The organism is Paraburkholderia caffeinilytica, assembly GCF_046030355.1.
Lineage (GTDB): Bacteria > Pseudomonadota > Gammaproteobacteria > Burkholderiales > Burkholderiaceae > Paraburkholderia > Paraburkholderia caffeinilytica_B.
Genome location: NZ_JAQQCQ010000007.1, coordinates 135,629 through 155,108, shown reverse-complemented (window position 1 = coordinate 155,108; position 19,480 = coordinate 135,629). Strand labels below are relative to the sequence as shown.

At 57.8% G+C, this 19,480-nt stretch carries 14 protein-coding genes and 1 pseudogene; 3 read left to right on the top strand and 12 right to left on the bottom strand.

All coding sequences use genetic code 11. The features are described from left to right. Nucleotides 1–6: 6 nt before the first annotated feature. Entirely contained in the window at nt 7–1,779 is a 1,773-nt protein-coding gene (locus PQQ95_RS13535; protein WP_408437881.1) for a cytochrome c biogenesis protein DipZ, read from the bottom strand. Nucleotides 1,780–2,114: 335 nt separating this feature from the next. Between PQQ95_RS13535 and PQQ95_RS13530 the strand changes: the two genes are divergently transcribed. Beyond that, nucleotides 2,115–2,678 carry a thioredoxin family protein gene (locus PQQ95_RS13530; protein WP_408437880.1) on the top strand — a complete coding sequence of 188 codons (564 nt, stop codon included), beginning with the start codon at nt 2,115–2,117 and terminating at the stop codon, nt 2,676–2,678. A 45-nt stretch (nt 2,679–2,723) separates the two neighbouring features. Here PQQ95_RS13530 and PQQ95_RS13525 read toward each other — a convergent pair whose 3' ends face one another. The 3 genes from PQQ95_RS13525 to PQQ95_RS13515 form a co-directional block, all read right to left on the bottom strand. Then, nucleotides 2,724–4,103 carry a tripartite tricarboxylate transporter permease gene (locus PQQ95_RS13525; protein WP_408437879.1) on the bottom strand — a complete coding sequence of 460 codons (1,380 nt, stop codon included), beginning with the start codon at nt 4,101–4,103 and terminating at the stop codon, nt 2,724–2,726. Continuing rightward, entirely contained in the window at nt 4,103–4,585 is a 483-nt protein-coding gene (locus PQQ95_RS13520; RefSeq protein WP_408438000.1) for a hypothetical protein, read from the bottom strand. Before PQQ95_RS13520 ends, PQQ95_RS13525 begins: the two co-directional genes overlap by 1 nt. Nucleotides 4,586–4,963: 378 nt before the next feature. Beyond that, complete coding sequence (locus PQQ95_RS13515; RefSeq protein ID WP_408437878.1) at nt 4,964–6,250, bottom strand: hydroxymethylglutaryl-CoA reductase, degradative; 1,287 nt, start codon at nt 6,248–6,250, stop codon at nt 4,964–4,966. Between the two features lie 159 nt (nt 6,251–6,409). Between PQQ95_RS13515 and PQQ95_RS13510 the strand changes: the two genes are divergently transcribed. Next, complete coding sequence (locus tag PQQ95_RS13510) at nt 6,410–7,798, top strand: aminotransferase-like domain-containing protein (protein ID WP_408437877.1); 1,389 nt, start codon at nt 6,410–6,412, stop codon at nt 7,796–7,798. Nucleotides 7,799–7,822: 24 nt separating this feature from the next. On the opposite strand, the gene PQQ95_RS13505 is transcribed toward PQQ95_RS13510, so the two are convergent. The 6 genes and pseudogenes from PQQ95_RS13505 to PQQ95_RS13480 form a co-directional block, all read right to left on the bottom strand. Continuing rightward, the gene (locus PQQ95_RS13505) at nt 7,823–9,001 is read right to left on the bottom strand and encodes an MFS transporter (protein ID WP_408437876.1); all 1,179 of its coding nucleotides are present in this window, start codon (nt 8,999–9,001) and stop codon (nt 7,823–7,825) included. 87 nt (nt 9,002–9,088) lie between these two features. Further along, nucleotides 9,089–9,532, bottom strand: coding sequence for a DUF3331 domain-containing protein (locus PQQ95_RS13500; RefSeq protein WP_408437999.1), 444 nt, complete (start codon nt 9,530–9,532; stop codon nt 9,089–9,091). A 101-nt stretch (nt 9,533–9,633) separates the two neighbouring features. Next, nucleotides 9,634–10,017 carry a BON domain-containing protein gene (locus PQQ95_RS13495; RefSeq protein WP_408437875.1) on the bottom strand — a complete coding sequence of 128 codons (384 nt, stop codon included), beginning with the start codon at nt 10,015–10,017 and terminating at the stop codon, nt 9,634–9,636. 424 nt (nt 10,018–10,441) lie between these two features. Further along, complete coding sequence (locus tag PQQ95_RS13490) at nt 10,442–11,413, bottom strand: quinone oxidoreductase family protein (RefSeq protein WP_408437874.1); 972 nt, start codon at nt 11,411–11,413, stop codon at nt 10,442–10,444. Between the two features lie 447 nt (nt 11,414–11,860). After that, nucleotides 11,861–12,187, bottom strand: a pseudogene (locus tag PQQ95_RS13485) (catalase); the annotation flags it as partial. Between the two features lie 94 nt (nt 12,188–12,281). Next, nucleotides 12,282–13,199 (bottom strand): LysR family transcriptional regulator, encoded by a 918-nt coding sequence (locus tag PQQ95_RS13480; RefSeq protein ID WP_408437873.1) that lies wholly within the window; start codon nt 13,197–13,199, stop codon nt 12,282–12,284. 114 nt (nt 13,200–13,313) lie between these two features. On the opposite strand from PQQ95_RS13480, the gene PQQ95_RS13475 reads away from it, so the two are divergent. After that, nucleotides 13,314–14,732 carry an aldehyde dehydrogenase family protein gene (locus PQQ95_RS13475; RefSeq protein WP_408437872.1) on the top strand — a complete coding sequence of 473 codons (1,419 nt, stop codon included), beginning with the start codon at nt 13,314–13,316 and terminating at the stop codon, nt 14,730–14,732. An 83-nt stretch (nt 14,733–14,815) separates the two neighbouring features. On the opposite strand, the gene PQQ95_RS13470 is transcribed toward PQQ95_RS13475, so the two are convergent. Both PQQ95_RS13470 and PQQ95_RS13465 read right to left on the bottom strand, forming a co-directional pair. After that, on the bottom strand, nt 14,816–15,736 hold the full coding sequence (locus PQQ95_RS13470) for an alpha/beta fold hydrolase (RefSeq protein WP_408437871.1): 921 nt from the start codon (nt 15,734–15,736) through the stop codon (nt 14,816–14,818). Between the two features lie 2,432 nt (nt 15,737–18,168). Further along, on the bottom strand, nt 18,169–19,341 hold the full coding sequence (locus tag PQQ95_RS13465) for a porin (RefSeq protein WP_408437870.1): 1,173 nt from the start codon (nt 19,339–19,341) through the stop codon (nt 18,169–18,171). Between the last annotated feature and the right edge of the window lie 139 nt (nt 19,342–19,480).

The window sequence follows — 19,480 nt, the reverse complement described above, 5'->3', positions numbered from 1 at the left end:
CCACCGTCAGCCAAATGTGAAGCTGAATGCCTTCACGCCGGCATCGAGGAATTCGATCTCGAACGTGTGGTCCGCAACTGCACCGGGCTGGCGAACGAGCTGATATAGACGCGCGCCGGTAACGACGCCCGTGCCGTCACTGGCAACATCCGCGCCGTGCGCCGCACCCGGAGGCGCACCGTCGATCGTGACGCGGAAGCGCACCGGCTTGCCGTCCGCCGCGGGCGCCAACACCAGATGCAGATCGCGCGCATGGAAGCGATAGGCGATGCGTGCGCCCGACGCTGTCGGCACGGCGGATTCAGCGCCGATGTTCCACTCGCCTGCGAGTCCCCAGTTGTTGAGCGGCAATTGCGTGGGCAGCGTGTACGTGCCGTTTGCGTCGCGCTTCACACGTTGCGCCGATGCAAAGCCTTGCGCCTCTCGATAGCCCACGTAGGTCTCGCCCGATCCGACGTCCGCCGGATCGGCGGCGGCTTGCGCGCCGTTCGCCTGCACCGTTTCCTGAGTGCCGGCGGGCATCGGATTGCCGTTGTCGGCAAGCAGTTGCCTGATCGCCTGTTCCGCTTCGCCGTACCCGCCCTCGCCAAAATGGTGATACCTGATGCGGCCCTGCGCATCGACAATATAGAACGCCGGCCAGTACTGATTGCCGAACGCTTGCCAGATTCGGTAGTCGTTATCGATTGCCACCGGGTAGCGGATGTTCAGGTCATTGAGCGCGCGTTTCACGTTGCCCGCGTCGTGCTCAAAGCCGAACTCGGGCGTGTGCACGCCGACTACGACGAGGCCGTCGTCGTGATAGCGCTGGGCCCAGGTCTTCAAGTAAGGCAGCGTGCGCAGGCAGTTAATGCACGAGTAAGTCCAGAAGTTGACCACGACGACTTTGCCGCGCAATGTGTCGCTGGAAAGAGGCGTGCTGTTCAGCCAGGTGGTCGCGCCGTCCAGCGACGGCAAGCGGCCCTCCACCGACAGCGCGGGCTGCGCGGCGGGGAGCGACACGCGCATGACCCGGCCTTCGTGCCGCTGCTTGCGTGGTGTGGTCTTCGGCTTCTTCGCCGTAACCAGGCTGACCAGCCGGTTTTCGATCAAGTTTGTCGGCGCGGCCGGAATATGCGCGAGAAGCCGCGTGTCGACGCCAAACGAAATCGCCCCTACGGTGAGCAGCACGAGCGCGCCCATGGCACGGCGCAAGCCCTCGCCGACGCCGAAGGACCGCTTGAGCATATCGAGTGAACGTTTGCCTAGTCCGCACGCTACCGCCAGCGAACAGGCTGCGCCGCCTGCGTAGGCAGCGAGCGCGGCGCCGGTTTGCCACGTGGCGCCGTGTAACGCCGCGCCAGTCAGGATCAGGCCGAGAATCGGGCCCGCACAAGGCGCCCACAGCAGACCGGTCGCCGCGCCGAGCAATACGGCCGAGCCGATCCGCCGCGTCGTGCCAGCGTCTTGCGAATGCGCAACGAAGCGGTCGGCGAGACCGGACAGCGGGTGCGACAGCCGCGACGCGATCTGTGGAAACAGCAATGCCGCGCCGAACGCGGCGAACAGCGCGAGCGAAATCCAGCGGCCGTATTCATTGAGTTGTGCCGCGCCGCTCAGACCGGCCGTGCCGAGCCCAGTGACCAGCGCAAAGGTGCAGGCAAGGCCGATCAGAAGAGGCAGGCGCTCGGTGACGAACGGCCGGTCGGCGCGCGCGAACACAAACGGCACGACGGGCAGGATACAAGGACTCAGCACGGTGAACGCGCCGCCCAGAAATGCGATGACGATGAGTAACATGAGATCGGTATCCACACGGTAGATAGTTGGACGGACCGGCATCGAACGTCGCGCGAGACGACGCATAAAGCCATGAGCCGTATTCCACCGCTCTCATGTATCGGGGAAATTTCAGCGGGCGCGCAATACGCAACACCATGTATCGATAGCGGTGCGCGATACATGGCGATACAAAGCGCTTTATGTGGTGTCCGCTTACGCATGCATTGTGTATCGAAACGTACCTCACAGTCCGACGGACACAAAGCGTTTCACACCCGCAAATCGCGGACATAAGCCAGATACGTCCATGCGCTCCAATTAGCTCAAATGCTCACCCATTGGAGATTTCCCTCATGTTCGACCGCCTCAAGATGGCTACCATCGTCGCCGGCATGGCAGGCGCAGCGTTGCTCGCCGGCTTCGCCTATACCGGCAGCGCGACCGATCAGATGTCCTCGTTGGGAACCGGAATGTCCGCACCGGATTTCAAGGGCATAAGTAACTGGATCAACAGTGCGCCGCTCGACCAGAAGCAGCTGCGCGGCAAAATCGTACTCGTCGAGTTCTGGACGTTCGATTGCATCAACTGCGCGCACACGCTTCCGTATGTCAAGGATTGGTACGCCCGCTATCGCGACAAAGGACTCGTGGTGGTCGGCGTACATACGCCCGAGTATTCATTTGAGCACGACACCGGCAATCTGAAGAACGCGGTGAAGCGCTTCGGCATCGAGTATCCGGTTGCGCAGGATAACCAGTACGCAACGTGGAACGCGTACGGCAATCAGTACTGGCCCGCGCTCTATCTGTTCGATCAGAACGGCAAACTCGTCTATAGCCATTTCGGCGAAGGCCGCTATGCGGAGACGGAAGACAAGATTCGCGGTTTGCTCGGACTCGATGCCAAACACGGTTGAATTCGCAACGATCAAAACTCAATAGCGACAGGTACGTCTCTTTCATTAGAAGAGTTTGATCATCGCCGGCACGCTCAGTACAGCGGCGTAATAACCCATGAACTGTACGCCTGCATTGAAGGAAAACAGCCGGGAAAGTAGCCCACCGAACAGTCCAACAGTAAGGATCACCGCAAGCCCCAACAACTGTCCCTCCCAAAGACCGATCACTACGATCAGCCCGGAAAACGTCGCAATAATCGCTTCATGACTCAGTTTTCGCGCAACGAAAGAGGCAGCGCGGTGCGCGTAGTTCATCGCGAGAGGATAAGCAATAAGTGCCGCAAGCAGAATGGACAGCAGGCCGAAAATAAAGAACTGCCCCGTCGTCATCAACGTGTGCAGGTTGTCGATGTGTCCTGTCACTGCATTCACGGTGAAGCGCGGCGGTGCATTGAAAAGCGGTGCGGCCGGCCCTGCGGCCACCGGGCTGAGCGGCAAGCCGAACGCAACGAGCGGAATCAGCGCCTCGGCAATGTATGTCGCTTCGGTCACACCATTGCGCACAGCGATCACGGTCGTCAAGCGGTGATAGGCATGCCTGATTCGCGCTCCGACTATTTCGCCCATCAGCACCGTCATTGCTACAGGACTGAACACGAAGGTTGCGCTCGACACAGCAGCGGTCGCGACGGTGTAGGCAGTCTGTTGCCGATCGAGTACTTTCAATGGATTCGGAAAGTAGCCGTCCCAGCCTTTGAGATCCGGCGCCAGCGCGAATTTCGACACGCTATCGCGACGCATACGACGCCGCTCCACCGGTGAAAGTATCGAGAACAGATCGGCAATCAGCGGGCCGATCGCAATGCCGAGAAAATAGCTCACACTCAGATTCAAGCCATGACTACGCGTAAGGGCCTGCAATCCGACGATCAGCAACACGAACGGTATCAGCAGAAACACCGCGGCCCATCGTCCCGCCGAGAAATAGGCGATGCATACTGCCGCGAACAGGAACACCCACGGCGCCGCGCGCGTGATTAATCCACCGAACGGCGCAAGAATCATTGCGAACAACACGGCGAAAGGCAACGCGACGAAAGCCGCCACGATCGCGCCGGAGATCATCTTGCGCAATGCGATATGCGGGACACCCAGCGCGCGCAGCATCGCGGCTTGCTGGAGCAGAGGCGCGGCCATGGTGTCGCCGGGAATGCCCAGCAAGGCGGTTGGAATAGCGTGGGTCATGTGCTTGGCGACCGCACCCGCCATGAAGAAAGTAAATACGCCGGCCGGCGGCACGCCAAGCAGGGCAACGAGCAGGGTCAATGGCGCGATCGTGGTGGTTTCGTCGGTGCCTGAGACAAGGCCGATCGCCGCGAAAACGACGGCGCCAAGCAGTCCCATTGTCAGGGCCATGGGAAGCTGGTGGAGCAGCGAGTCCATCAGCGTTCCCCTTTTGCTTGCGCCGCTTGCTCGTAAGATTCGTAGGTAGCGAATAGATCGTAGAGGCCCAGCTCCTTCAATTCGGCTTCGGCGCTCGCAGGGAGATCGGCAAGCGAGCCAATACCGCCCCACTCTTCGGCGAGTTGCTTCAACACATGCAGGCGGTCCGATTCATCGACCGTCTGGTCGATCACGATGCGCTTCGGTCGGAAGAAAAATGCACTGAGCGCACCCGCCACGAGGCACCCGCCCAGTCCAATCAGCATGGCATAGGCTCGCACGATGGCTGCATCGCTCACGGCGGATGACAATACCGCGTTGCCCGCCTCGAACGCGGCGACGCTAATCGCCACACCCAGCGCCACGGACCACGCCAGGTGGCGCAGATCGACCGTATCACCCCACACTTCGGCCAGCGTGAAGGCAGAAGCGTCGACGTGCGCATGAAGGCCTGAATCGTCGCCTGCGGTAGGTGTCGTCATGACGCTGGATTGTTTCAATGTCTGTCTCCTGAGCAACGTGTTTTACTAGTGCGTACGCTTTGCGCCGTCGCATTCACGGCCGGGACATCGTCGTGTATCTTCGAGTACCGTTTCTATTCCGTCTAACTTAATAAGTAAAGACGTCGCAAGAATGATCGCTCCCCCGACGAACGCAACTCATACAGGGGCGGCGAAAGCCAACTCATATATCGGGAAATGTGATCCGCCAGATCGCTTATCGGTACACGACTACACGTACTCCTGCTGTCGCGATGTGACGGGTGTTGATGAAAAGATATTGTCGAAGCTAATTTTGTGCTATTCCGACTTGCAAAAAACCGTCGATTACGGTTCCGGGAAATCGCATCCACGAAGATGTCATGCATCGCGCGGACCCTCCAGCATCTCTATTGCGAAGTCAGTGCGGAAGTCCATCGAAGTTATCATTTTCTTGACTACCCAGTCAACATCGCTACCCGTTGCGCCCGCGCCCAATGCGATATTGCGTGCGTGCAGGGTCATGTGTCCGCGTTGGATGCCTTCCGTTGCAAGCGCGCGCAATGCACCCATGTTTTGCGCGAGGCCGACAGCCACCGCAATCTCGCCGAGTTCCTGCGCAGATTTCACGTCCATGATCTTCAGCGCGAGACGCGCGAGCGGGTGAGTCTTCGTTGCTCCGCCAACAAGGCCGACCGGCATCGGCATCTCAATCGTCCCGACGAGATCACCGTTCTGCGCTTTCTCCCACGTGGTGAGCGAGGTATAACGGCCGCCCCGCGCCGCATATGCATGAGCGCCCGCTTCCACCGCGCGCCAGTCGTTGCCGGTCGCGACGATCACCGGATCGATGCCGTTCATGATGCCTTTGTTGTGCGTCGCCGCGCGATACGGGTCCGTCGCTGCGAAAAGATAGGCATCGATCACACCGTCGATCACGTCCCCGCCGGAATATTCCCTGGTTGCCAACGTGTCAGCCGAATAGCGCACCGAGGCGCGCGCGAGTCGCAAATCGGCGAGGTTCGACAGAATACGAAGACGCACCTTGCCGCCGGTGATCTGCTCGATTCGATCCGCGACCGACTCGGCCATCGTATTGACAGTGTTCGCGCCCATGGCATCGCGAACGTCGACGATCAGGTGCGCGACGATCATCGGACCGCGCGGCGTGTCGGGAAACACATGGACCTCGACGTCACGACAACCTCCGCCCAGGCCGATGAGCACCTTGTCGCAGCTATTCGCGAGGCCAATCAATTCGTCCTTGTGTTTAAGGATCGAGAGTCGCGCGCCGGACGGATCGCTTACTCCCACCACCTGTACCTGTGCGCGCATCAACGGCCCCGTGCTCGACGTCTGAAAACCGCCGCTCACTCGCGCGAGTTTCGCCATAAACGAGGCCGCCGCGACGATGGACGGCTCTTCAACCGCCATGGGCACGATGACGTCTTTGCCGTTGATCTGAAAGTAGCCAGCAACCGCCATCGGTAACTCGAAAGTACCGATCACGTTCTCGATCATCCCATTCGCAGTGTCGAGCGGCAACGCGCCGGGCTTCGCCAATAGCGCGTGTTGCGCGTCGTCGAGACCGGCTTCCTTGCAGACGTGCGCAAGACGCTCTTTCGGCTTGAGTGAACGGAACTTCGGAAGTGTCGAATCGATAGCCATATATTGCCCTCGGGTTACAGTCGCCGTATTGATCTACGCTTGCGCCTATCAAATAAAGGATCAATAATAAGCAGACCGTACCCATTTAAAAGGTACAGTTTGCATTTACAGTTACGCAGCTGTATCGGTTACACTTTTCTATTCTGCGGAGCCGCGTCGATGAGTTTGCGTACTGGTGTGAGTCTGTCGAGTTCCATGGCAGACAGTCTGTCCAAACAGATCGAAGAAGGCGTGATTCCCGCGGGTACCAAACTTCCTTCAATCAGGGAATATGCTGATGCATCCGGTTGCTCGAAAAACACCGTCATCAGTGCATTTGAAATACTCACCGCGAGCGGCCTGATCGAACCGCGTCGAGGTTCAGGCTTTTACGTCGCACAAGGAATAAAAGCCGCAAGCGAGGTCGACGAAGGGGGTGTACTCGATCGGGCGATGGATACTGTCTGGTTGATGCGCGAACAGTTGCAGGTCAAGCCCGATGTTCTTAACCTCGGCGAAGGCTTTCCGCCTATCGAGTGGCTCGAAGCAACGCGGCTCGATCAGTACCATCAACGGGTTGTACGTACTGGTGTCGCATCGCTATTTCGCTATGGCAGCCGCTACGGTTATCTGCCGCTACGTCAGTCGTTGCAGCAAAAACTCTCCGGCTACGAGATCGAGGCCGCGCCTTCGCAGATCGTCCTGACGCATGGCGCCAACCAGGCAATGGACCTCGTGTTGCGCTATTTTGTACGCCCCGGCGATACTGTGCTGGTAGATGATCCCGGTTATTATCCGCTGTTCGGCAAACTGAAGTTGAGCGGCGCGAACATCATTGGCGTGCCGCGTGAAGTGGACGGCCCGAATCTCGCCGCACTCGAACGCTGCATGCTCGAGCATCGGCCGAAGCTGTTCTTCACGCAATCGGTCGGACACAACCCTACGGGCACGGATACGAGCGCGGCCAAGGCGTATCGCATTCTGCAACTGGCAGAAATACACGACACGACGATCGTGGAAGACGACGCCTTTGCCGACTTGCGACCGCGCTCGTTGACGCGTATTGCCACGCTCGATCAGCTACGTCGCACGATTTATGTCGGCAGCTTTTCAAAGTCCGTTTCGGCGGCATTGCGCGTGGGTTTTCTCGCGTGCAACGCCGCGCTCGCGAGCGATCTTGCCGACGTGAAAATGCTGGTCCACGTAAGCAGTTCCGAATACAGCGAGCGAACGCTCGCGGCCATTGTCAGTGACGGCCATTTCCTGCGGCATACCAATCAGCTTCAGGAAAAATTGAAACGCGCGACCGCGACCGCAAAAAACGCGTTAAAGAAACTTGGCGCGGATATCTTCAAAGAAAGCGAGCAAAGCATGTACTTGTGGGCGTCGTTGCCGGAATGGCCAGACTCGATGAAGCTCGCAAAGGCCATGCTCGAGCGCGGCGTGATACTCGCGCCGGGCGCCGTTTTTTCGCCTGCCTCCGAGCGAGTTTCGGCATATTGCCGATTCAACGTCGCTTATCTCTCCGACGAACGGTTCGTCAATGCATTGCATGCAGTGGCGCCGTAGAGCGGTGCATTTGCAGCGCGCGGCCTAGGCTTTCGCGCGCTGCCCGATGTTGAATCTATCTCGCTTGTCACGCAAGATCGCAAGCATGAGCGCCGCGAGACCACACATCGTGATCAGCGCGATCAACGCGATCTTGCCCAGATGAACCATGACCCAGCCGCCGATAGCCGGAAAGCCGAACGTCCCGAGAAAATACGCCACGACGAACCACGTCAACGCGGCATGGCGATGCATCGCCGCTGAGTCGTTGACCGCCTGGGCCTGGATGGTGGGATACACGAGCCCATAGCCCGTACCAAGCAGCACTGCGCTTGCGGAGTGGAGCCACGCATAATACGGCACCGCGAACATCGCTGCGATACCGAGCACCATGATGCCAAGCAGCAGTTTTGTCGCGACTTCGCGATGAATCCGGATCACGACGCGCGTCAGCAGCCAGCGCGCCGCCACGACCGTCACCGCGTAAAGGCTGAAGAAAGTGCCCGCCTTCGCATGCGTGCCTTGCACGAAGGACATCTGGAAAGTCATCAGGCCGGAAAAGACACAGGCGCATAGCGAAATCATAATGATCGGATAAGCCGCGCGCGTCCGGCTAATGGCGCCGATCTCGCGCAGCCAGCGCTCCTGCACGTGTGAGGCGGGCGAGCGCGGCGAGATCCGGCCAAACACTTCGAGCATCATTGCCGCCATCGCACACAGGCCACCGACGATGTAAAGCACGCTCGTAAGCGGCCAGTGCCATGAGCGAATAGCGAACGCCGCCATGGCCGGACACGCACCGATGCCGGCCATTTGAATCGTACCGAACCGCATGAACCAGAAGCCGCGGTCCGTATCGCTCGTACGTTCCGCGAGCGCCATGGGTGCGGCCAGACAGAACGCACCCCAACCAAATCCGACGAGAAAACCGGGAAAGACGCTAAGTGCGCTCAGGCGGTCGACAAATGCGAACCCTGCCACGCCCGAGCCGATACACAACGCCGCGAGTGCAGTCGTGCGGGCCGCGCCAATGCGCTGCGCAAACCAGCCGACCAGCGGCACGCCGACGAGCGTACCGACAGTCGCTTCCGCAAGAGCCAGGCCGGTATCAAGATCATTTCCGCCCATGGAACTGAAATGCATCGAAAGGAAAAATGTCGCGCCGTACCCGCCCGCCGCGAGCAAGGTGCCGATAAGCACGAAAAAGGCGCTGAATGGGCGCATGGCGAAAGTCCGGATCACCCGTTAAATCGGGGCTCGCTCTGCGCCGCCCGCGGAAGCAAGAGCGGCGAGCATGGCGAACCGATAGTGTTATGTTCCGGCGATCGCCAGGTCGGCCCGATGCCAGATTGTCGCGGCAAGAATCATTTGGTGCCGATTCGGCGGCACACGCACTTCGCGTGTGCGCGGACGAAACACCGGGTCGCCACGATTGATCGTGCGGCCCGTCAGCGCGCAAACGGTCGAAACATGAGAGAAACCACCGCACCAGATCTGCTCGGTGTAGCGCCCGGAACATGGGTCGCTCCACGAGACGCTGATCGTACACGACGACAACCGCTCAACAACCACGATGTTGGCCGGCCGACTCGATACACCGCGATGCTCCTCAACTGCGAACACGCACCGCCTGGCGCGACGCTTGTTGAGCTTCACGAAAGATTTTTTCGAGCACGCGTCGAGCTGCTCGGCGGACGGGTCGAGGACATTCAGCAGCGTGCGAACCACAATATTGTCTTCGGAAAGTGCGGTCATAGATCCATCTCCGGTGTCCTGCATGGACATAGTGCGAAAACGGCCAGACAGGCGGCGCGGTTGCCTGATTCAGTCATCGCGCCGTGTGCCGCTCTACTCGCTCAGTTTCCGCCTTGCTCGTGCAGTGTCAGGTTGCTGCTGACCGAGGTCACGCCCTGTACTTTTTTCGCTGCCTCGATGGCAAGGCCGTCCTGGTCCTGACTTTCAATCTGACCGGCCAGCGTCACATGCCCCGTCTTCGCATTGCCGAAAACTGCGATTGATGTTTGTTGGAGACCCGAGGTTTTGAAAATGGCTTTCTGGACCGTTTTCGAAAATGCGCGATTAGCTATGCGAACAGCCTTTTTCGTCGGTGCCTGCTTGCTTGTCGCCACAGTGCTGTCCGAGGTAGCAACCGTAGCGTCCGCGGCGAATGCTGCCGTGCATGCAAAAGTCGCAAGTACAATCGCGACGCCGCTGCTAACGACGAGTTGTCGAAGTTTCATAATTTGATCCTTTTGAGGTCTGAGAAAAACTCGTTTTGAGTGACTGGACTAACACTGCGGCTTCGATGTGCGTGAGCACATATTGCGTCGGTTGTTTTCCCCAACGGGGCTAACCTGACGCCTTGCAGTCATTAGAAGCGCGGAATGTATCCCGTGTGTGTCCACGAAGTATCAAAACGTATCGCTCGACAAACCCGCGCAAACCGTGGCCCGATAAGGTCAGTATTATCAGCACACGGCGCAGCGCGTGTTGACACGCAACGAGCGGACGCAGCACGAATGCCGAATGGCTTGCCCCGCCGCTTGAGATCGCGAGGAACGAACAGCAGCTTTCAGAGCGGGGATCGCTTAAATCTTCACGTCGCCGGGCGTGTAATCCAGGCCAATCGGCCAAAGTGGGCTATCAAAGGATCACGCGCCCGCGTCAATCTGGCACGAGCAGCAACTTGCCGGTCGTCGCGCGACTTTCCATATCGGCGTGCGCCTTCGCCGCGTCGGCGAGCCGGTATTCGCCTCCTACGCGGATCTTGAGTTTGCCTTCGGCAATAAGATTGAACAGCCGCGCCGTGCGCGAGCGAAGCAGTTCCGGCGTGTGGATGTGATCAGCGAATACCGCATAGCCGATCTTGATGCTCTTCGGCAGACTCATGATGTCGAACGGTCCCGGACCGCCGAGCACGGGGCCATACCAGCAGAGCGTGCCTGATCGCCTAAGCGCATCTAGCGACCCCTTGAACGTCTTCGGCCCCGAACCGTCATAGACGACGTGTACGCCCTCACCACCCGAGAGCCGGATCGCCTCATCGGCAAACTCGCCCTCAGTGTCGACGATCACATGATCCGCGCCTGCTTCTTGCGCGATCGCAGCTTTGTCAGCCGATGACACACGACCAATCACATGGCCACCTCTCAGCTTGATGATCTGTGTGAGCAGCAAGCCCAGGCCGCCGGCCGCCGCATGCACGAGCGCGATGTCGCCGGATTGAACCGGATAAAAATCAGTTGCAAAATGGCTCGCGGTTAGCCCCTGCATCATCGCGGAAGCTGCAAGCCGATCGTCGATCTCGTCGGGCACCGGCACGAGCGAACTTGCGGGCATCAGCACCTTCTCGGCATAGCTGCCCGGTGCGTAAACCCATGCGACACGCTGGCCGAGGCGGACGCCCTCTGTCCCTTCGCCAAGTGCGATCACTCGCCCGACGCCTTCGACACCAAGCGTCTTGGGATCGGGCATCGTATTCCACGCCATGCCCTGCCGCACGCCGATGTCCATGAAATTGACACCCGCGATGGCGAGTTCGACGACTGCCTCTCCCGGGCCTGGCACAGGGTCCGGTCGGTCAACGTACTCAAGCACTTCGTGGCCGCCCGGGCACTTCATTGTGATGGCCTTCAAAATAAGACTCCCTTTATTTGACTAAATTGGCGCTCGCGAGCGCTTCGTCGCAGCCGAATTCTCGCGGTCGTGTCATAGGCGCAAGATAGCTCTTTATGGACTGATCTGTCCATAAATAAAATGTAGCGTTCTGTAGCTGCAGGCGATGTGCTAACGCGCAGAGTCACTCAGTTGCGCCGCCGGGCCCGGCCGAGCCCGGCCATCGGAGCGAATGTGTCAATGAGACCAGCAAAAAGCGACAAGGGCTGATCACCTAGCGTCTCTGTATTTTCGCTTGCACGACGCGCCGGCTATGAAGCCCGTGTGCAGCACGCTTTATGGCGGTCATGCAAGGTCCCTATGATTTAGGTGCACGACCGCGAGATCAATGTAGATTCCACACAACACGCCCGAATCGAATTCAAGTGCATTAGGGAGGCGTCGGCGAAAATAAGCAGCGTTGGGGGTTCCGTTCTCGGTATAGAACTTGATTGAAAAACCCCGCACGTCGCGTTCAGCGTCTGCAGCTCCGCGTTCTCCGGCGACAGTCGAGAAGCGCAGGAATATCGGCGTTACTTCGCCCAATTCAATTACTTTGGCTGTGCCGTATTGTGCGATGTCGTGCGTGATGGTCAGCGTACCGAAAGCGCCCGAACCTTTTGCATGCACGCGGCGCTCCGGAATGACTTCGCGATCGAAGTGGGCCAGCTTCTCGATCAGCCGGTAATCCTGAAGAGTAATCGGGCCGCGCGGGCCTACTGTCTCTGAGTTGTGGTTGTCGCCGACTGACGCACCGAATAACTACGACGCTTCCAGTGCGCAAACAGTCTAGCAAGGCTCTTTTAACTATGCAGAATGGGGTCCCTTAGGTGAATTGCGGGCTGGGCATTCAAGCAGCACCGGCGGGAGCGCTGCGTAAACCATCCTCACGAATGAGGTCAATGAGCGCGCGCAGCCCGGCCGGGAGATGACGATGGCCGGAAAAATAAAGGCACAAGCCTGGTCCGGGCGCCGTCCATTCGTCCATTACGCGCTCCAGACGCCCGCTGCCCAAATCATCCAGCACATACCACTCGGCCAGTTGCGCCAGACCAATACCTTGCCGTGCGGCTTCCAGCATCAGGACGGGGGCATCGAGAACCAATTGACCTGGCACTTCGATACTGAGTCTTTCGCCCCCCTGCACGAACTCCCATGGTGATGGCATGCCGCCCGGAAGGCGAGTGCGTATGCAAGCATGTCCGGCGAGATCGGCGGGCTTGGCGGGTTTCGGATTTCTGGCGAAATAGTCGGGCGAACCGACCACCGTCATGGGTATGTCTGCGCTGAGCGGGACACGGATCATGTCACGCGGAACAAGCGAACTCATGCGTAGACCGGCATCGAAGCCTTCCGCGATGATGTCCACCATCCGGCCTTCCGTCACCATGTCGACCGTCATGCCTGGGTAGCGGCTGAGAAACTTCAGCACAATGGGCTGGAAAACCATGAGCGCCGCCCCGAGCGAGCTATTGATGCGTAGCGTTCCTGTCGGCATGGGTTCGCAGTCGCTAACCGCCGCAATCGCTTCCTGGATATGGATCACAGCGGGCTCAATACGATCCACGAATTGTCGGCCCGCTTCAGTCAGCGAGACGCTGCGCGTCGTGCGGTGGAACAGACGGGTTGAAAGCCTTGCTTCGAGGCTTGCTACCGCGTTGCTGACCGCCGATGTAGACATGCCCAGATCGACCGCGGCCGAGCGAAATCCGTGCCGCCTGGCCACAGCCAGCACCACTTCCAGTTCGGTTAGCCCGCTTCGGTTCATTGTTCTGGTTTCCACAATAACTCGTCCACGTATCGGCATATTATCAAAACAATCCATCGTCCCTACACTGACGACATACCGGCATTCAGCCGGCGAAAGGTAAGGAGAATTTCCGTGTGGAACTTTAAGCAGGCATACATTAATGGGTCGTTTGTCCCCGTGCTCGGCAACGAAGTCGTGGAAATCCTCAATCCGGCGACGGAACAACCTATCGGCACCGTCACGCTAGGCAATCGTGACGACGCGAGACGAGCGATCGCCGCCGCGCAGCACGCCCAACAGACGCTGGGCCGAACCACGAAGACGGAGCGCATTGATATGCTTAAGCGACTCCAGGCGGCGGTTCTGGTGCGTTCCGAAGCAATCCGCGATGCCACGATTGACGAATACGGCGGCCCTATAGCTCGCGCCCAATGGGTCAGTCAATACGCCTCCCAATGCTTTGCGAACGCGGCACAAACACTCGAAACCTATGATCTGACGCGCCGCGCGGGCGAGGCCACAATCATAATGGAACCAGTCGGCGTCGCGGGCCTGATCGCCCCCTGGAACAGCGCCGCCGGCACTATATGCAGCAAACTTGCCTCGGCCCTTGCTGCGGGTTGCGCGTCGGTGATCAAACCCAGCGAACTGAGTCCTCTTCAAACCCAGGTGGTCGCCGAAGCATTGCATGACGCAGGTTTGCCGGCGGGCGTCTTCAATATTCTGCTCGGACGGGGCGCGGATGTCGGCGACGAAATCAGCACTAGCCCCGGCATCGCAAAGATTTCCTTTACGGGTTCCACTGCGACCGGCAAGCTCATCGCGCGCGCGGGCGTGGAGACCATGAAGCGGGTAAGCCTGGCACTCACCGGCAAATCCGCTTCAATCGTGCTGGACGATGCGGACCTGAACACAACAATTCCACTCGCCCTCAGTTCGGCCTTTATGAACAACGGCCAAGCCTGCATCGCGGGCACTCGGTTGCTCGTTCCGCGTTCGCGCCTCGACCAGGTGATCGAACACGTGAAGAACATCGTCACCACCATGCGGGTGGGCGACCCTCGCGATCCATTGACCGTTGTCGGACCTTTGGTCAATCGCGCCCAATACGACCGGGTGCAGCATTTCATTCGCCGCGGCCACGAACAGGGCGCCACGCTGATTGTTGGTGGCGAAGGACGGCCCGCAGGTCTGGAAAAAGGATACTTTGTGAAGCCGACCGTCTTTTCGGACGTCGGCAATGACATGGAGATCGCGCGAGAAGAAATTTTTGGACCCGTGTTGTCTATTTTTGCCTACGATAACGAGGACGACGCTGTCCGCATTGCCAACGACTCGATCTATGGGCTGCAAGCGTATGTATTCTCCTCTCGGCCTGAGAGAGCCGCTCGTCTTGCATCCGAGCTTGAGGCAGGCACGGTGCTAATTAACCGCATCAGTCCGGAGCTTCTTGCGCCCTTCGGCGGCGTTAAGCAATCAGGCATCGGAAGAGAGTTCGGCGTATTCGGCCTGGAAGCCTTCCTCGAAGCAAAGTGCATCGCGTCGGCATAGGGAGAAGCCGATATTTTTACGCGCGCCGACAGCGTGCCGACATTTGTCGACAGTACAACGCGCAACCAGTGGCCGCCGCCTCATCACCCCTCCAGGAATGGTAACAACTCGGCCGAGAATTTTTCGGGCTCCTCGATCCAAGGCATGTGGCCGCTTTCTTCAAATATCACCAGGCGAGATTTATGAATACCTGCATGCAGGCGCTCAGAAACAGACACGGGGCAAATCCAATCATGCCTCCCCGCCATAATCAGCACGGTCGCGCGAATTTGATCAAACAGAGCTACCTGATCGCTCGCGGCCACTTTGTCGGCTGCGTTTTGCGCCACGAACGCGTAAAGGGCGATCGGCTCAACCAGCAGTTGCTCTCTCGCCGACATCAGATTCTTTTCGGGATTTGCAAGGTACAGCGGTAAAATTTCTGCCACAAAAGCCGATAAATCCTCATCGTTGGAAAAGCGTTGGCTTCTACCAGAAAAATAACTAATCGCCGTTTGAACCGCTGCTTGATACCGAGGGTCTTCAGCTTTTACCTTCAACAATGCCTGCGTATCGGCGTTTGCATCGAAGCCCAGTACCTGACTGTCAATGAGCACCAGCTTTTCGGCACGATTCGGGTACCGCTCGGCGTAAGAGAGTCCAATGGCTCCGGAGTTCGAATGGCCCAGAAGCTGAATGGCAGAAAGTCCGAGGAACTCGCGGAGTGCCTCCAGATCATCCGCCATATCGTGACTGCTCATCTTCGTGTAATCAGCCGGGCGACCAGAAAGACCGCTTCCCCGTGTGTCCATAAAAACCAGACGAAACCGCTTCTGCAAGGATTTGAAGCCTCTTTGCAAATAGCCGCTACCCACTCCCCAACCCGGCGATATCAGGAACAATAGCGGGCCGTTTCCGCAAACGTAGTAATGAAGATCGACTCCATTAAGGTATACGTTGTGCTCCCCCGAACCCAGTGGGTCCGATGAATTGACGGAGCTTCTGTGTTGCGTTGCCGTGTCCATAAATCGCTGCTCCTTTGCGTTTTCGACAGAGTAATAACGTGCGAATCTTCGACTGATTGGCAGCGCACCCGGAATCGTATGCGGAACCGTTCCAGAGGTGTCAAACCTAAGCCAGCCAGCATGCCTTCGTTATCTGCGTGTCCTCTAGACCTTTGACAACAGCCAGACCGATCAATTTATTCCCGGCGTTGGACTAGACAAGACAATTGCATCAGCCAGAAGCTGGGGCAATCGGGCGCTGAGTGATGCTCGTTACAGGAAGTTCCCCGCTCTTGGAGTGAGAACTCACCAAACGAATTCCCGCCAAGACACGAGAACGACGACGAATGCCAACTATGGAAGAATAAGAAAAACTTGTGGGTCGCCCCGAACCAGTGATCGTTTGATCAGGTTCAACGATGAACGTGCCATTCTGCTCGCAATTACACTCGACTGCTGCAGGAGAGCAACCATTTGGTCTTCAGCGACGATAGAGCGGCGCCTTGACAGAAAGGAGCGCGTGGCGCTTCCACTCTGGTCGAAGTTGCGACTGAGTCGGACGGCTACAAATCGATTACCCACCCTCACTGCAGAAGTTGTGAGATTTTCCGGGCGCAACCACTTTATTCAACTACCACTGGCGCCTAGCCAGACGCTGCAGTTGCAGACTTCACTTCAGCGAGTCTGCGCGAACCCAAAACCGGGGCTATGCTATCCGTTATCGCCAGCGCGCTCTTCCAGCAAGCCCTACTGCTGAAACAAAAGAAAGAGTAAGCAACTGGTTCGCTTCGGGCACCCGTTCCTGAGCCGTAGCTTTGGTCGCGTTGACCTGGTTCACAATGTGACTCCGGGAATGACTGGGAAATAGCGTTGCGGCCATAGAAGCTTTGCCGGTTGCGACCGTCCGCCAATGGCGTCGAGCGCAGCATCAACCACGGAATCCGAAAACAGATCGCCAATCGTTCCCTTCGGATCCGTGCCGTGCGGGCATATGATATCCCCCGGGTCGGGCCTGAAACATTCGATTGTCTCAGAAATGGTCTCAAAAACTGAGGATGAGTGCACCACAGCTGTGCAACAAAAAAGCCAAGAGTTTGTTCAAGTCGCGCTTTTTTGCTCGAGAGCCCTCAAATAGTTAGAGATTTATCTTTTTCGGAATGGCCGCGTTGAACAGACAGGCAAAGCAGCACGAGGCTCACGGTAGTCAGTCTGCCCCGGGGCGTCAGACAACGGTTTCCCACACTCACGAGCAGCCCGGTCAGCGAGCGCGCTGGCATGTTCCGTTCGGTATCTGGGTAAGTGATAAGCCTGCAGCAATCCTGATTTCGAATAGTTGAGGACGCCCGCTCCATACTTTTCGCCTTAACCGGAAAAATCCAGGCCACGTCGCCGAACCTCTCGAGGGCACCACCTTTTGCTTAATACCCCGTTGAACTGTTGCAGTCAGAGCGTTACGACCGCGAAAAGCTCAACATATGCTTTATCCAACAATCCATTTCCACAAAATAATATTAAAAATCAAGGCGCCACGTTGAAAATAAAACAATCTCATCTTTTGATTTATTTCTGCAAATGATTGCAGACTTTTGGTTCATTCAGCGTCGGATGCATCGCACCGCACATCCGATCTCACGTTCAATTTTTGGTTTATTTTTTGCCTGCTTTCGCTTTATTTGACAGGTGATGACGAATAAAGCATAAGTTGATCGAAAAAATCAGCTATTGCTTTAATGAAAATTCTTTCAACAATTGCTTTGAATCCGTCGCCACCTGCACGCGGCGCCCCTGCTTCCGTATGCTAGGGCCTGTCGCACACAAACCGGAACAACCGGCTCTCTGCTTGCGATCGCGATACGAGCCGGGAGCGTTCAAATATATTACGGTCGCTAAACGAGCGTCCTTCCGCGAGAAGCTGACGCTTTACCGCTCGCAACTGCCTGGCAAAACGGAGATGATCTCGCCACCACTGCACTATCGCCCGCTGTTTCCGTTCATTCCGTAACCGATTCATTAGGTCGGGAATCTCACGAGAGAGCGTATTGTATTGCACGCCCAGACGCTGCGCCCAATGCCCTACCTTGATATCTGGGTCGGCCCTCAGTATCCCCTCCGCAACGCTCCTCAAATCCAGGGTGGGTCTGGGTTTTCGGGCAGAATTGAAATACTTGGGAAACACTATAGTACCAATGGCATGGCGACGTTCCTCTGTTTCACCTCTCAGAAGGAGCCTCAAAGCAACACCGGCCGCAGAACAAAGCGATATCAATAGACGCAGACCTGGTGTCACGGCGCCATGCAGCGTCGACCCGGCCACTCCAGGGGATCGGGCGGCCTGGTTCCTGTTAGAGCATCTTCTTTCCAATACCACAGCAATGCCGTCGCGCATTTTTTGACTGTCAAAAACTCCCTCACCCGTGACCGCCGAGACAAGCTCAGCGATTTCGGTACCTGCTCTAGAACTTGTGACGAATTCCTAGGCGTACGACGCCCTGGCGATCCGATGTCGACGCCGATAGCTGGTTGATCTGAGCGACCGCGGCATGCCCCGTCGAGTCTTTTCCCGATGCCGCCTGGTAAACGCCAATCACGTAGATGTCCGTGCGTTTGGACAAGAAATAGTCCACGCCGGCAGAGAACTGATTGTATTTCGCCGGGTCGGCTCCGTTGAGCGAACTCCCCCTCGTGTAGTTGTAGGCAACGCCCGCCAGCAGTGTCGGGGTAAATTGGTATTTGAAATTGACCTCGATGTCGTTGAACGTGACAGAACCTTTATACCCCGACGGATTGGGACCCGCGGCCTTGTTCCCGAGCCCGGAAAAACGGATGTTCGAATAGGTGCCGCCGACCGTGGCCGCCCCAATGGTATATGCAAAGCCAGTGCCGAAGATTCCTTGCGTGCTGGCGGACGCATAGCCCGAATAGACTGCGGCGGTCATATTGTTACCGGGCACCCCGCCCACCACAGCGGCCGGACTTCCGCCATTGCCAAAGAAAGAAGTATTCGGATCCCGCACGTCGAGATAGCCAACACCCAACACCAGTGGACCATTGACATAGCCAAGCGCGACCGACCAGATCTGGTTATGCGTGAAGTCGCCCGCGACGCCGCCAAGACTATAGAGGCCGCCAAGGCTCAATCCCCCAAAGCTATTCGTATACTTGACGCTGTTATTGATTCGCAGCGTACTGTCGAAGTTGTCCATATCTCCCGGGTGGACCGCTAGACTGCCGCCCCACTGCGTCCCCGCTTCCAGCAAGCCGACCATTTCGTCGAGAGGCGAATACTGGCGACCCAACGTGATCCTGCCATATTGGCTGGCGATACCAACGTATGCCTGGCGGCCAAACAGCAGGCCGCCCTGGCTCATTTTTCCTGTTCCGAGATCGAAACCGTTTTCGACCATAAAGATCGCCCGGGCTCCGCCGCCGAGATCTTCGGCACCCCGTAATCCCCACCGGCTACCCTGCAGGACGCTGCTCGACATGTTGTATAACCTCGCCCCTCCAGAATTGCTGTTGTAGTTCAATCCTTCGTCCAGAATTCCATACAGGGTGACGGAACTCTGCGCCCATGCGCTGCCGGCGCATATCGAAAGTACTCCGCAAGCGAGAAGCGACCTTTTCATCAGACTGCCTCCTGAATACGATTTTGTTTTGCAGTGCAGTACGTCGGCAAGCCGCTAGCGACGGGAAGTTACAGCGTTTTTGGTTCCACGATTCGCACTTCTTATTTATTTACGATTGGCTTTAAGGCAGTGTAGACAT

Bases quoted from the DNA above. Each gene is read 5' to 3' on its own strand.
- PQQ95_RS13535 (WP_408437881.1), bottom strand. From the start codon at position 1,779: ATGTTACTCATCGTCATCGCATTTCTGGGCGGCGCGTTCACCGTGCTG.
- PQQ95_RS13530 (WP_408437880.1), top strand. From the start codon at position 2,115: ATGTTCGACCGCCTCAAGATGGCTACCATCGTCGCCGGCATGGCAGGC.
- PQQ95_RS13525 (WP_408437879.1), bottom strand. From the start codon at position 4,103: ATGGACTCGCTGCTCCACCAGCTTCCCATGGCCCTGACAATGGGACTG.
- PQQ95_RS13520 (WP_408438000.1), bottom strand. From the start codon at position 4,585: ATGACGACACCTACCGCAGGCGACGATTCAGGCCTTCATGCGCACGTC.
- PQQ95_RS13515 (WP_408437878.1), bottom strand. From the start codon at position 6,250: ATGGCTATCGATTCGACACTTCCGAAGTTCCGTTCACTCAAGCCGAAA.
- PQQ95_RS13510 (WP_408437877.1), top strand. From the start codon at position 6,410: ATGAGTTTGCGTACTGGTGTGAGTCTGTCGAGTTCCATGGCAGACAGT.
- PQQ95_RS13505 (WP_408437876.1), bottom strand. From the start codon at position 9,001: ATGCGCCCATTCAGCGCCTTTTTCGTGCTTATCGGCACCTTGCTCGCG.
- PQQ95_RS13500 (WP_408437999.1), bottom strand. From the start codon at position 9,532: ATGACCGCACTTTCCGAAGACAATATTGTGGTTCGCACGCTGCTGAAT.
- PQQ95_RS13495 (WP_408437875.1), bottom strand. From the start codon at position 10,017: ATGAAACTTCGACAACTCGTCGTTAGCAGCGGCGTCGCGATTGTACTT.
- PQQ95_RS13480 (WP_408437873.1), bottom strand. From the start codon at position 13,199: ATGAACCGAAGCGGGCTAACCGAACTGGAAGTGGTGCTGGCTGTGGCC.
- PQQ95_RS13470 (WP_408437871.1), bottom strand. From the start codon at position 15,736: ATGGACACGGCAACGCAACACAGAAGCTCCGTCAATTCATCGGACCCA.
- PQQ95_RS13465 (WP_408437870.1), bottom strand. From the start codon at position 19,341: ATGAAAAGGTCGCTTCTCGCTTGCGGAGTACTTTCGATATGCGCCGGC.